Annotated in this window: 15 protein-coding genes; 5 read left to right on the top strand and 10 right to left on the bottom strand. The window is 73.6% G+C overall.

Features of this window, described 5'->3' with window-relative positions; translation table 11 throughout:
* Positions 1–33: 33 nt before the first annotated feature.
* Positions 34–678 carry a Pr6Pr family membrane protein gene (locus BUE30_RS09725; protein ID WP_083601309.1) on the bottom strand — a complete coding sequence of 215 codons (645 nt, stop codon included), beginning with the start codon at positions 676–678 and terminating at the stop codon, positions 34–36.
* A gap of 98 nt (positions 679–776) precedes the next feature.
* Here BUE30_RS09725 and recO point away from each other — a divergent pair, with 98 nt between their 5' ends.
* The 3 genes from recO (at position 777) to BUE30_RS09710 (ending at position 3,538) form a co-directional block, all read left to right on the top strand.
* Positions 777–1,499, top strand: a complete 723-nt coding sequence (gene recO, locus BUE30_RS09720; RefSeq protein WP_170865629.1) for a DNA repair protein RecO — start codon at positions 777–779, stop codon at positions 1,497–1,499.
* Positions 1,500–1,668: 169 nt separating this feature from the next.
* Positions 1,669–2,292, top strand: coding sequence for a hypothetical protein (locus BUE30_RS09715; RefSeq protein WP_073329373.1), 624 nt, complete (start codon positions 1,669–1,671; stop codon positions 2,290–2,292).
* Positions 2,293–2,785: 493 nt separating this feature from the next.
* Positions 2,786–3,538 (top strand): sulfite exporter TauE/SafE family protein, encoded by a 753-nt coding sequence (locus tag BUE30_RS09710; RefSeq protein ID WP_073329370.1) that lies wholly within the window; start codon positions 2,786–2,788, stop codon positions 3,536–3,538.
* Positions 3,539–3,790: 252 nt separating this feature from the next.
* Here the strand turns inward: BUE30_RS09710 and fmt are convergent, their stop codons facing one another.
* From fmt to def (BUE30_RS09690), 4 genes are read right to left on the bottom strand one after another with little or no spacing between them, the layout of a single operon-like run.
* The gene (fmt, locus tag BUE30_RS09705) at positions 3,791–4,687 is read right to left on the bottom strand and encodes a methionyl-tRNA formyltransferase (protein WP_073329367.1); all 897 of its coding nucleotides are present in this window, start codon (positions 4,685–4,687) and stop codon (positions 3,791–3,793) included.
* A complete protein-coding gene (gene def / locus BUE30_RS09700; RefSeq protein ID WP_073329364.1) occupies positions 4,687–5,199 on the bottom strand; it encodes a peptide deformylase in 513 nt (170 codons plus the stop codon). The genes fmt and def (BUE30_RS09700) overlap by 1 nt, the downstream gene beginning before the upstream one ends.
* Complete coding sequence (def, locus tag BUE30_RS09695; RefSeq protein ID WP_244526324.1) at positions 5,196–5,696, bottom strand: peptide deformylase; 501 nt, start codon at positions 5,694–5,696, stop codon at positions 5,196–5,198. The genes def (BUE30_RS09700) and def (BUE30_RS09695) overlap by 4 nt, the downstream gene beginning before the upstream one ends.
* Positions 5,693–6,214 carry a peptide deformylase gene (gene def, locus BUE30_RS09690; RefSeq protein WP_073329361.1) on the bottom strand — a complete coding sequence of 174 codons (522 nt, stop codon included), beginning with the start codon at positions 6,212–6,214 and terminating at the stop codon, positions 5,693–5,695. Before def (BUE30_RS09690) ends, def (BUE30_RS09695) begins: the two co-directional genes overlap by 4 nt.
* Positions 6,215–6,339: 125 nt before the next feature.
* Between def (BUE30_RS09690) and BUE30_RS09685 the strand changes: the two genes are divergently transcribed.
* Entirely contained in the window at positions 6,340–7,515 is a 1,176-nt protein-coding gene (locus BUE30_RS09685) for a MalY/PatB family protein (RefSeq protein WP_073329357.1), read from the top strand.
* Between the two features lie 3 nt (positions 7,516–7,518).
* On the opposite strand, the gene BUE30_RS09680 is transcribed toward BUE30_RS09685, so the two are convergent.
* Positions 7,519–8,151 carry a DUF2238 domain-containing protein gene (locus BUE30_RS09680; RefSeq protein ID WP_073329354.1) on the bottom strand — a complete coding sequence of 211 codons (633 nt, stop codon included), beginning with the start codon at positions 8,149–8,151 and terminating at the stop codon, positions 7,519–7,521.
* A gap of 47 nt (positions 8,152–8,198) precedes the next feature.
* On the opposite strand from BUE30_RS09680, the gene BUE30_RS09675 reads away from it, so the two are divergent.
* Positions 8,199–8,903, top strand: coding sequence for an endonuclease/exonuclease/phosphatase family protein (locus BUE30_RS09675; RefSeq protein WP_073329351.1), 705 nt, complete (start codon positions 8,199–8,201; stop codon positions 8,901–8,903).
* Between the two features lie 24 nt (positions 8,904–8,927).
* On the opposite strand, the gene BUE30_RS09670 is transcribed toward BUE30_RS09675, so the two are convergent.
* The 4 genes from BUE30_RS09670 to cobI form a co-directional block, all read right to left on the bottom strand.
* A complete protein-coding gene (locus BUE30_RS09670) occupies positions 8,928–9,281 on the bottom strand; it encodes a hypothetical protein (protein WP_073329348.1) in 354 nt (117 codons plus the stop codon).
* A gap of 146 nt (positions 9,282–9,427) precedes the next feature.
* On the bottom strand, positions 9,428–10,192 hold the full coding sequence (cobM, locus tag BUE30_RS09665; protein ID WP_073329345.1) for a precorrin-4 C(11)-methyltransferase: 765 nt from the start codon (positions 10,190–10,192) through the stop codon (positions 9,428–9,430).
* Positions 10,189–12,018 (bottom strand): precorrin-3B C(17)-methyltransferase, encoded by a 1,830-nt coding sequence (gene cobJ, locus BUE30_RS09660; RefSeq protein ID WP_073329342.1) that lies wholly within the window; start codon positions 12,016–12,018, stop codon positions 10,189–10,191. Before cobJ ends, cobM begins: the two co-directional genes overlap by 4 nt.
* Entirely contained in the window at positions 12,009–12,710 is a 702-nt protein-coding gene (cobI, locus tag BUE30_RS09655; protein ID WP_073329339.1) for a precorrin-2 C(20)-methyltransferase, read from the bottom strand. Before cobI ends, cobJ begins: the two co-directional genes overlap by 10 nt.
* Positions 12,711–12,721 lie beyond the last annotated feature (11 nt).

Below are 12,721 nucleotides of genomic sequence, written 5' to 3'. Positions count from 1 at the left end.
AACCGGCCAATGTCCCGCCTTGTTCCCGTCCGCTCACCCCCGCGCGAGGGGCCGCCCGCCCGGCCGGTCGATCGCGCGCCCCAGCCCGGCCAGCAGCAGCCCCCCGACCCAGAACGCGACGAGGAGGATGCCGAACCAGCGCCCGAACCCCGCCCAGCCCAGCCGGGCGACGTCGACGAAGAAGTAGGGATAGACCCCGTCCGCCGCGCCGCGCAGCAGCGCGTAGCCGCAATAGAGCGCGGGCCAGCCCAGCCAGAGGATCGCATGACGCGGCCCCAGCCCCCGCGTCGGCGCCGCGGCCAGCCACCAGGCGAGGACGGCCGCCGGGGCGAGCGTGTGAAGGACGAGATTCGCCCCCCAGTCGAGGGTGAGGAGGGGATAGGTTCCGCCCAGCAGCAGGTGGAAGACCAGCGCCGTAATCGCCATCCACAGGGTCACGCCGCCCAGCCAGCCGGGCGGCGCCGGTCGCCCCGCCGCCGCCGCCCCCAGCAGGGTGGCGGCCGCGATCCCGTTCGTGAGGATCGTGAAGTAGCGCGCCATGCCCCAGAGCTGCGGGATCAAGGTGCCCGCCCAGCCCGCCGCGAGGTCGAGGGCCAGACCAAAGAGGGCGAGCAGCCCGACCAGCGCAGCGACGGATCGGGCGGCGGGGGTGATGGCGCTGTCGGTGGCAGGGGTCATGGCGGGCACGAAACGGCGCGGCGCCGTCCTTGGCAAGGGCGCCCGGCCCAGTTCCGCGCCCCCTTGGCAATCGGGACCAGCCGTCCCTAACTCGGCGCATGATCGAATGGCAGGACAGCGGCACGATCCTTGCGGTGCGCCCGCATGGCGAGAACGGCGCGATCGTCGAGGTCTTCACCGCCGCGCATGGCCGCCATGCCGGGCATGTACGCGGCGGCACGGGGCGACGGCTGCGCGGCACGCTGCAGCCCGGCGCGCAGGTGGCGGTGCGCTGGACCGCCCGCCTCGACGCGCATCTGGGCCATTTCACCGTCGAGCCGCGCCGCAGCCGGGCCGCGCAGGTCCTGACGGACCGGCTCGCCCTGGCCGGGCTGACCACGGTCGCGGCCCTGCTCGGCCTCGTCCTGCCCGAGCGGGACCCCCATCCCCGCCTCTTCGCGCGGACCGAGGCGCTGTTCGACCTCCTCGGCGACAGCGACCTCTGGCCGCTGGCCTACCTGCAATGGGAACTGGCGCTGCTGGACGAGATGGGCTTCGGGCTCGACCTCGCCCGCTGCGCGGTGACGGGGGGAGAGGAGGGGCTCGCCTACGTCTCCCCCCGCTCGGGGCGGGCGGTCAGCGCGGCCGCCGCCGGGGACTGGGCGCCCCGCCTCCTGCCGCTGCCGCCGGTGCTGCGCGGCGCGGGCGAGGCGACGGGCCCCGAGATCGCCGCCGCGCTCGGCACGACGGGGTGGTTCCTGCAGCATCGCCTGCTGGGGGCAGAGCGCCCCCTGCCCGCCGCGCGCGAAAGGCTGGTCGCCGCCATCGACAGGCAGGGCTGACGGGCAGGGCTGACGGGCGGACCTGACCGGCGCGCCCAGGCGACGGACCTCATCCCCGGGCCCCATTGCCGGACCCCACCGCCGGGCCCCGGCCGGGGAACCTGCCGAAGCTTGGCAGCCGGACCCGGCCTTGGCAGGATGCCGCAGGGGAAACGCAAGGGGACCGACCATGACCACCAGAGACAGACGCGGCCACGGGGCCGCCCTCGCCCTCCTCGCAGCTCTGCTGCCGGCGATCTCGGCCGCGCAGGACGCCGTCCCGTCCGAGCGGGCGATCGTCTACCCGCCCTCTGGCGAGCTGCGGATACTGTCCGGTCTGACGCTCAGCCCGGAAGCGCAGGACGCCTTCGACCAGCAGTTCCGGGCGAACACCTACTTCTCGGCCTTCGCCTATGCCAAGAACGGCGGCTGGGGCTACGCAACGACGGGAAATTCTCTGGAAGGGGCGCGGGCCGTCGCCATCGCGGAATGCGAGAACGCGAACGACGATTGCATCCTGATCGCCGAAATCGTCCCGCGCGGCTACCGCGACCCCCAGCCGGGGGACGTGACGATGACCCCGGCGGTCTACACCTACCTCTTCGATCCCGACGCCGCGGGCGCCCCGGAGGGCGCGCCCCGCGCCTTCGCCGTGGGTCCCGACGGGGCCTACGCGCTGGTCTGGGGGCAGCCCAGCCAGGAGGCCGCGAACCGGGCCGCGCTCGCCGATTGCAACGGTTACGTCCGCACCGAGCCGCCCGGCCTGCCGCCCCTGCCCTGCGTGCTGGTCCCGGGCCTGCCCGGGACGAACTAGAGCCGAAGGGCGCCGGGACCGGCCGCACCGGCACGTCCGACCCCGGGGGACTGCCCCGGCGCGGCGCCGGCGCCCCCTCGGGGGACGCGGCGTGACGCCGGTCCGGACGGGCAGGCTTCGCGGCCGACCGGTGAGCGCATCCGACCGGACGGCGGCGGCGCACCACCCGAAGCCGCCGCCCTCCCCCGTCGCAGCGGACGGCCGGGACCGGACGGCACCGGCCCCGCCCGTGCCGATATGGTCGGCGGAAAGGGCACCCTGCCGTGCGCATGTGCCGGGCCGACCTGCGCCCCATCCGGGACGGCCATCCGGTGAGGAGACGGATCCCGGCCCCCCGCATCGCGGCCCCTGCGCCCGGTCGCGGGATCCCCGGCCCCGGACATCACGGCACGCCGGGCCCTTCGCGCCGCCCGTCCGGAGCCGGAGCGGGGCGGGGGCGAACGCCCGCACGATCCCCCGTGCACCCGCCAGAGGAACCCGCTAGGCAGTCGGAATGGACCTCCTCGATCCCGCCATCCTCCTTCCCGCACTGGCCATCGCCCTGCTTGCGGGGGTCATCAAGGGACTCTCCGGCTTCGCGATGCCGATGATCCTGATCTCGGGCCTCTCGACCTTCCTGCCGCCGCAGACGGCGCTGGCGGGGCTGATCCTGCCGACGCTGGTGACGAACGGGATGCAGGCGCTGCGGCAGGGGCCCCGCGCGGCGTGGGAGACCATGCGCCGCTTCGCGGTCTTCCTCGTCGCGGGGGGGATCCTGCTGGTGATCTCGGCGCAGCTGGTCGCGGTGCTGCCGCCCCGCGCGCTCTACCTGCTGATCGGGGTGCCGATCACCGCTTTCGCGGTCATGCTCCTGGCGGGGTGGCAGCCCCGGCTGAGCGCCGCGAACCGGGTGGTGGAGGCGCTGGTCGGCGGGTTCTCGGGCTTCGTCGGCGGGCTGTCGGGCGTCTGGGGCCCGCCCACCGTCGCCTACCTCACCGCCATCGACACGCCGAAGCGCGACCACGTCCGGATCCAGGGGGTGATCTACGGGCTGGGGGCGCTGGCACTGCTGGGAGCGCATGTGCAATCGGGCGTCGTGCGGGCCGAGACGATGCCCTTCTCGGTCGCGCTGCTCGTGCCGGCGATCCTGGGGATGCTGATGGGGCAGAGGGTGCAGGACCAGATCGACCAGGCGCAGTTCAAGCGCGTCGTGCTGGCGGTGCTGCTGATCGCCGGGCTGAACCTCGTCCGGCGGGGCCTGACCTGAGCGTCGCCTCCGGCGGGGCGCCCGGGTGGCCCGCCGGCCGGGATCCGGGGACGAGCCGTCGCCGGTGACGGCCCCGGGGAACCGGTCTCACGGATCATGGAACGAGCGGCCGGATCGGTCGGCCGGGGACCGGGCCGCCCGACCGCCGCTGCGACCGCCTCGTCGATCTTGGGGAGGTAAACGGCACCGCCACCGGCCCGGAATCGGGCGGGCCCCGGCTGGCCCCGACCGGGCCGGGCGGCCGCGCAGGATCTAGGCCAGCCGCTCCGGCAGGGGCCGGCCGCGCAGCGCCTCGGTCGCCTGCATCGCGCGCTTGCCCGCGCGCTGCACCTCGGTGATTTCGACCGCACCGCTGCCGCAGGCGATGGTGAATCCGCCCAGCACGGCACCGGGGGCGCCGGTGCCCTCCACCACGCGGCAGCGCAGGAGCCGGATCCGCTCCTCCCCCGCCATCGTCCAGGCGCCTGGAAAGGGCGAGAGACCGCGGATGAGGGCGCTGACCTCTCCGGCGGGGCGGGTCCAGTCGATGCGGGCCTCGGCCTTGTCGATCTTGGCCGCATAGGTCACGCCCTCCTCCGGCTGGGGCTGCGGGACGAGCGAGGGCAGGTGCATGAGCACGTCCACCATCGCCGCCGCGCCGATGCCGGACAGACGGTCGTGCAGGTCGCCGGTGGTCTCCTCCGCCCCGATGGGCGTAGTCACGCGGCTCAGCACCGGCCCGGTATCGAGCCCCGCCTCCATCCGCATGATGCAGATGCCCGTCTCGGGATCGCCCGCCATCACGGCGCGGTGGATCGGCGCGGCCCCGCGCCAGCGCGGCAGGAGCGAGGCATGCACGTTGAGGCAGCCGTGGCGTGGCGCGTCCAGGACCGGGCGGGGCAGGATCAGCCCGTAGGCCACGACGACGGCGACATCCGCCCCCAGCGCGGCGAAGGCGGCGCGATCCTCCTCGCCCTTCAGCGTCGCGGGGTGGCGGACCTCGATCCCCAGCGCCTCGGCCCGGGCCTGGACCGGCGAGGGGCGCGGCTTCTGCCCGCGTCCCGCGGGCCGGGGCGGCTGGGTGTAGGCGCAGATGACCTTATGCTGCGCCGCCACCGCATCCAACACGGGGACCGAGAAGTCGGGCGTGCCCATGAAGACGATCCGCATCACGCCCCCCGCAGCTTCGCGTACTTCGCCAGCAGCCGGTCCCGCTTCAGCCGCGACAGGCGGTGGACATAGAGCCGCCCGTCCAGGTGGTCGATCTGGTGCTGCACGCTTGTCGCCCAGAGGCCGACGAAATCGCGATCCTGCACCGTCCCGTCCGCGCCGAGGAACCGGACGGTCACCGCCCGGGGGCGCGAGACGATTGCCGAGACGCCCGGCAAGTTGGGCGAGGCCTCCTCGTGCTCGCGCGGCTGCACGCTGGCATGGAGGATCTCGGGATTGGCCATCCGCACCGCCTGGCCCCGCGCGTCCGAGGCGTCGACCACGGCGAGGCGCAGCGGGATGCCCAGCTGGACGGCGGCGAGGCCGACGCCCGGCATCGCCTCCATCGCATCCACCATCTCGTCCCAGATCGCGCGGATCTCGTCCGTGATCGCCCCGACCGGCGCGGCGGGAATCCGCAGCCGCCGGTCGGGCCAGAGCACGAAGGGGCGATGGCCGGACGGCGCGCTCACGCCGCCGCCTCTTCCGCCCGGTCGGTGCAGAGGATGCCGTCCAGATGGTCGAGCTCGTGCAGGATGCAGCGCGCCGCGATGCCCTCGAACCGGCCCTCGCGGGGGGTGCCGTCCACCTCCTGCCAGGCGAGGTCCACCCGGACGGGGCGGCGGACGCGGCAGGGCGTATCGGGGATCGACAGGCAGCCCTCCTCCACCACCTCGGTCGCGACGGACAGGCCCATCACGACCGGGTTCACGAAGATCATGGGCGCGGGCGCGCCCTCCTTCCAGGCGGTGTCGACGACGAAGAGCCGGATCGCCCGCCCCACCTGCGGCGCGGCGAGGCCGCGGCCGGGGGCGGCGTACATCGCCCGCAGCATCGCGTCCGCCAGCGCGGAGAGGCCGGGCCCGAACCGCGTGACGGGGTCGCACAGCTCGCGCAGGACGGGGTCTGGCACGAGACGGATCGACAGCTCGCCCTGCCCCGCAATCTCGTCGGCCAGCGCCCCGGTCACGCCCGCGCCCGCTCGCGCTTCAGCTTCTGCATCTTGCGGGTGATCATCTGGCGCTTCAGCGGCTTGAGGTAGTCGATGAACAGCTTGCCGTCGAGATGGTCGATCTCGTGCTGGACGCAGACCGCCCAGAGCCCGTCGAACCGGTCCCGGTGGGTTTCGCCGTCGAGGCCGAGCCATTCGACATCGACCTCCGCCGGCCGTTCGACATCGGCATACTGGTCCGGGATCGACAGGCAGCCTTCCTCGTAGGTCCGCACCTCCTCCGAGGCGCCGACCACGCGCGGATTGAAGAGGACCATAGGCTTCGGAGCCGCGTCCTCCTCCTTGACGCAGTCCATGACCAGCAGGCGGATCATCTGCCCGACCTGCGGCGCGGCGAGACCGATTCCCGGCGCCTCGTACATGGTCTGCAGCATGTCCTCGGCCAGCCGGCGCAGGTCGTCCGTCACCTCGGCCACGGGGGCGGCCCTGGCCTTCAGGCGCGGATCGGGATGGATCAGGATCGGCAGCGTCGTCATGCGGCGGCATGTAGGCGAAGGCCGGGCGTCACGCAACTGTCGCACGGCGCCGACGCGGGAGGGGTTGCGCCCGCCCGCCCGATGGCTAGCGTCCGCGCATTCCCCAAAAGCAGCGAGGCCCGCCCATGTTCGACGATCCCAAGCCGCGGCGCGGCACCGGCTCGACCAAGTGGGACGGGATGGCGATGCTGATGGGACCGGACGTGCCGGGCGACGCGATCCCGATGTGGGTGGCGCAGATGGATTTCGACCCGCCGCCGCCGGTCGAGCGGGCGCTGATGGCGACCGTCGCGGCCGGCGAGCTGGGCTATTTCACCACCACGCCTCAGATGTTCGAGGCGACCGCCTGGTGGATGGAGACGCGGCACGGCTGGGCGGCGGATCCGGGCCAGATGTTCGCGACCCACGGTCTCGGCAACGCGATCGGCCTGCTGCTGCAGACCCTGACCGCGCCGGGCGACGGTGTGGTCATCTTCGCCCCCGTCTACCACGAGTTCCGCAATAAGATCGCCCGCAACGGACGCCGCGCGGTCGAGGTGCCGCTGGCGATCGGGTCCGACGGCGTGTTCGGGATGGATCTCGACGCCGCCGCCGCGATCCTCGACGGGACCGAGCGGATGGTCATCATCTCGGCCCCGCACAACCCCGCCGGCCGGGTCTGGACGGTCGAGGAGCTGCGCGCCCTCGCCGCCTTCAGCGCCGAGCGTGACCTGATCCTCGTCTCGGACGAGATCCACCAGGACCTGACGCTGCCCGGCTTCGCCCATGTTCCGGCCCTGACGGCGGCGCCCGAGCATCGCGACCGGATCGTCGTGCTGACCGCGGCCTCCAAGACCTTCGACATCGCCGGGCTGCGGACCGGCTGCGCCCACATCCCCGATGCGGGCCTGCGCGAGACCTTCGGGCAACTGCACCGCGCGCTCGACATCCAGCCCAACCGCATGGGCGTCGAGGCGACGCGCGCCGCCTACAGCCCCGAGGGGGCGGAGTGGGTGGACGCGCTGGTCGCGCATCTCGACGGCAACCGGCAGGCCTGGGAGGCGGCGCTCGCCGCCATCCCGGGGGTGAGCGCGATGCCGATGCAGGGCACCTACCTCTCCTGGGTCGACTTCTCGGGCACCGGCATGGACCAGGCCGAGATCGACCGGCGGGTCATGCAGGCCGCGCGCCTGATCCCCTCGCCGGGACCGGCGCTGGGTCCGGGGGGCGAGCTGCACCACCGGTTCAACCTCGCCACGACCCGCGGGCGGGTCGAGGAGGCGGGCGCCCGCCTCGCCGAGGCCTTCTCCGACCTGCAGTAGCCTTCAGGACTTGCGGGGGCGGATCCGGCGGTAGAGCCGCCGGTTCAGCCCCACGAACTCCTCGAAAAGCGCGCCAGGCCCGTAGCGCATCCCCTTGAGGTAGAGGTATCCCAGCCCGCCGCCGAGGATCGCGCCGAGCGTGTCGACGATCAGGTCGCCCATCGTGTCGGGCAGGCCGCTCTTCTGCATGTTGGTGCCGAGGGTCTGGTCGACCGCGTATTCGAAGATCTCCCACACGACGCCGATCGCCATCGCGACGCAGGCCGACAGCACCGCCAGCGCCCAGGGCGGGGCGGCATAGCTGTCGCCCTCGAACAGCATGAAGATCATCAGGAAGGCGAAGATGCCGAAGGCGGCGGCCGAACCGAAATGCAGCGCAAGGTCCCACCACCAGAACCGCTCGTAATAGCCCGACATCTCGCCGAGGAAGATCGTGGCGAAGATGAACAGCACGATGAGCGTCAGGAAAGTGGCGGGCAGGCGCACCCCCATCATCCGCGCCACCTTGTCCGGCAGGAACGTGGCGCCCAGCGTCAGGACGGCCACGGTCAGCTGCAGCCAGTTCTGCTGCCATCCCAGGGTCACCGCCTCGACCGCCAGGACCGCGCGGATCGCCCAGAGAAGTAACGGATTCATCGTATCGGCCTCGTCATATGCGCCCCGCGCCCCCTATATTGCCCGACATGGAGCACAAGCATAACGGCACGCTCACGGTTGCATCCTACAATGTCCGCGCCGGCCTCGGCAGCGACCTGAGGCGGGATGCGCGGCGGGTGTTGCACACGATCGCGGGCCTCGGCGCCGATATCGTCGCGCTGCAGGAAGCCGACTTCCGCATGGGACCGCGCCCGACCGCCCTGCCCTTCGACATGGTGCGGGCCGAGACGGGGCTCGAGCCGGTGGCGGTGGAGAGCGAGGTGTCGATCGGCTGGCACGGCAACGCCATCCTCGCCCGGCCCGGCCTCCCGGTGGAGGAGATCCGCCGCCTCGACCTGCCGGGGCTGGAGCCGCGCGGCGCGCTGGCGGTGGATTTCGGCGGCGCGCTGCCGCTGCGGGTGGTCGGGGTGCATCTGGGGCTGCTGCGCCGGTCGCGGCGCCAGCAGCTCGACGCGCTGCGCGACACGCTCTCGGACTGGCCCGCCCTGCCCACCGCGATCCTCGGCGATTTCAACGAATGGTCCGGGCGGCGCGGCCTCGGCCGGATCGCGCGGGACTACCGCATCCTGACGCCGGGCCGGACCTTCCCCTCGACGCTGCCGATCGGGTCGCTCGACCGGGTGGTCCATTCGCCGGATCTCGACGTCAGCGTGCTGCACCTTCCCCGTCGCCGTGGCCCGCATGCCTCGGACCACCTTCCGGTGGCGGTGCGGATCGCCCGCGCCGGCTAGGTCCCGGGGCGAGGCCCGGCGGGATCAGAGCAGGCGCGGGATCAGCCCGGCGGGACGCTCCGAATCCGGCGCGTAGTCCAGCGGCGGGCGGTCCAGCGCGGCGGTCTGACGCTTGTACTCGTAGAGACGCTCGCCCTCCGCCTCCTCGCTGCCGATGACGAGGCAATCGGCGACATGGCGCGGCCCGTCATAGAGCGCGACATGCCCCCGCAGCAGCGGCGCCCCGGCCGCGTCGAGCGAGAAGCCGCCGTCCCAGATGCGGCGCAGGCGGAACACGTTGTCCCCGTCATGCACGCAGAGCCGGTTCGACTTGCGCAGCATCGCCACCCGGGCCTCTTCGAGGCCCTTGCGCACGGCTTCGGGAAGAATGTCGTTCATGGTCGGGCCCGTCCTGTCGTCGGCGCCGCCCCCAGATTGGGGCGCTCGCCGCGAAGGATGAAACCATCAACGTAAATTTCAAGTAACCGTTTTTGCCGCATCGCGGCGTGCGACATGCCCGCATTCCGGGCCGGATGCCCGGATATTCAGCGCGCCTTGGGCCGCAGCAGATGCGGCCGCGCAGCATCGTAGAGCGCGCTGTCCGGAAAATCCTGCGCCGCGCCCAGCGCGGGCCCCACGAGAATCAGCGCCGTGCGCGTGATCTTCGCGTCCCGCACCTTGCCGTGGATGTCCGACAGCGTCCCGCGGAGAATCGCCTGGTCCGGCCACGAGGCGCGGTAGACCACCGCCACCGGACACTCCGCGCCATAGAAGGGCGTCAGCCGCCGTTCGATGTCGCGCAGCGCCCGGATGCCCAGATGGATCGCCAGCGTCGCGCCGGTGGCGGCGAAGTTCTCCAGCGTCTCGCCGTTCGGCATCGCGGTCGACTTCATGCTCATCCGCGTCAGCACGATCGACTGCGCCACGTCCGGCACTGTCAGCTCCTGCCTCAGCGCCGCGGCGGCGGCGGCATAGGCGGGCACGCCGGGCACGATCTCGAAGTCCACGCCGTCGCGCCGGAGCAGCCGGATCTGCTCGGCGATCGCGCCGTAGAGCGAGGGATCCCCCGAATGGACCCGCGCCACGTCCTGCCCCCGCTCGCGGGCGGCGAGGATCTCGGCATGGGTCTCCTCCAGCGTCATCGGCGCGGTGTCCAGGACCCGCGCCCCCTCGGGCGCCCCCGCGACTACCGCCTCCGGCACCAGGCTGCCGGCATAGAGACAGACCGGACAGGCGGCGATGATGCGCTGCGCCTTCAGCGTCAGCAGCTCGGGATCCCCGGGGCCGGCGCCCACGAACCAGACCTTCATCGCGCGGCCTCCCCCGTCGTCCGTGCCCCGGACAGGTCCCCGTCGATGCGGCGCGCATAGCCGCGCGGGGTATACATCCGCGGCCCCTCGCCGAGCCGGGCGAGCCGGCTGTTCGAGGACCCCACCAGCACCACCGTCAGCATGTCCACCTCGTCCACCTCCAGCGCGTCGAGCCGGCGATGGACCAGCCGCTCCCCCTCGCGCCCCAGATTGGTGGCGAGCAGGACCGGCGTGTCCGCGGGGCGATGCGCCAGCAGGATGTCCCGCGCCTCGGCCAGCAGGGTGCGCCGCGTCTTCGAGACCGGGTTGTAGAAGGCGACGACGAAATCCCCCTCCGCCGCCGCATGCAGGCGCCGCAGGATGTCGTCCCGCGGGGTCAGCAGGTCCGACAGCGAGATCGTGCAGAAATCGTGCCCCAGCGGCGCGCCCGCCCGGGCGGCGGCCGCCTGCAGCGCGCTGATGCCCGGCACGCAGACCACCTCGGCCCGGCGCGCGGCGTCGCTCACGCCGCCCTGGTCCGGCGCGCGGTCGAGCAGTTCGAAGACCAGCGCCCCCATCGCGTAGATCCCCGCATCGCCCGAGCAGACGAGTGCCACGTCCACCCCCTCGCCCGCGCGCTCCAGCGCGTAGCGGCAGCGCGCCTCCTCCCCGCCGAGGGGGAAGTCGGCCCGCGCCTTGCCCGCCGCCAGCGGCCCCAGCAGGTCGATGTAGAGCCCGTAGCCGACCAGCTCCTCCGCCTCGGCGAGCAGCCTCGACGCCTCGGGCGCGCGCCACGAGGCCTGGCCCGGCCCGATCCCGACCACCGAGAGCCGGCCGCGCCGACGCCCCCCCGGCGCGGCGATCGGCGCCGGCGCCCGCGCCACCGCGCAGGTCGCGTTCGCGCTCTTGCGCTTGGTCACGGCCAGCACGGCCTCCGCCCCGGCAGAGGCCAGCGCCGCGCCCTCGGACACGCCGTGGCAGCCGATCTCGGCGAAGACCACGTCCGAGGGCGTGGCGAGGCGGGGCGCCTCCGCCTCCAGCTCCGCGGGGGTGAACAGCCGCAGCGGCAGGCCGAGATCGCGGGCCAGCGCGATCACCGCGGGCTCGTCGGCCTTGATGTCCACCGTGGCGACGGCCGCCAGCGCGGCAGGGTCGATCCCCGCCTCCGACAGCGTTTCGCGCACCAAGGCGGCGAGATCGGCGGGCGGCGTGTCCCGCGCGCAGCCGACGCCCAGCACATGGGTCCGCGGGTGGAAGGTCAGGCCCGGTCCGCCCCCCTCGCGCAGCAGCGCGACCGGCGCGCCCTCCACCCGCCGGATGCGGGCCGGCAGCGGATCCAGCCAGTCCGCCCGCCCGCGCAGCAGGTAGGACCCGCCGGACAGCAGCCCGGCCATGACCGGCCCCGCCTCGCCCACGACCGACCAGCCGGGCGGCGGCGCGTCGAGCGCGACGCCGAGGGCGAGGTCCCCCGCCGTCGTGATCGCCGCGGCCGCGCCCAGCCCGTCCGACAGGCGGCGGGCGATCCCGTTCGCCCCCCGATGCCCGCCCAGGAGAGGCACCGCGGCCGAGCCGTCCTCGGCCAGCGCCACGACCGGCGGCTCCGCCCGCTTGTCCGACAGGAGCGGCGCGACGGCGCGGATCAGGATCCCGGCCGCGCAGAGTCCCACGACCGGCACCCCCGCGGCGAAGAGATCGCGCAGATGCGCCATCGTGTCGTCGAACCAGGCATCCGCCCGGGCCACCCGGCCCGCCCGCCCGTGGACCTGCGCCCCCAGCAGCCCGGCGGCCCGATGGGCCAGCTCTTCCCCCGAGGCGCCCAGCGCCACCACGACCGGCGTCACAGCCATGGATCGCCCCCCTTCGTCACCAGAATGAGCGAGAAATACGGCGCCGCCTGCGGCGCCTCGTCCAGCGGGCAGACGATCTCGTCGGCGAAACCGGCGCGGGCCACGTAGGTCGCGCGCGCCGTCAGCCCCAGCCGGTCCAGCACCGCGCGGATCTTCGGCAGATGCCGGCCGACCTTCAGGATCGCGACGGCCTCGGACGCGGCGATGCGCCCCTCCATCTCGGCCTCGGACAGGGGGCCGGGCAGGACCGTCAGCCGCTCGTTGCGCGCCACCAGCGGCCGCCCCGCCGCCGCCGCGCAGGCGGTGAGAGAGGTCACGCCCGGCACCACCCGGCACTCGAACCGGGCCGAGAGGCGGGCATGCAGGTACATGAACGAGCCGTAGAAGAACGGATCCCCCTCGCAGAGACAGACGACGTCGCGTCCTGCGTCCAGGTGCTCGGCGATCCGCGCCGCCCCGTCGTCATAGGCGGCCTGCGCCGGCGCCCGCGCCGTCGTCATCGGCACGTCGATCACGATCTCCGTCGCGCCCGGCGGAATCAGATCGGCCACGATCGACCGGGCGAGGCTGTCCCCCCCGGCGAGCGCCGGATAGGCGATCACGCGCGCCCCCCCGATCAGCCGCGCCGCGCGCAGCGTCACGAGATCCGCCGCCCCCGGGCCGACCCCGACACCGTGCAGCACGCCGCTCATCCGCGCGCCCC

It is taken from the genome of Wenxinia saemankumensis (assembly GCF_900141735.1).
Classification (GTDB): Bacteria; Pseudomonadota; Alphaproteobacteria; order Rhodobacterales; family Rhodobacteraceae; genus Wenxinia; species Wenxinia saemankumensis.
This window is presented reverse-complemented; position numbering and strand designations above follow the sequence as displayed.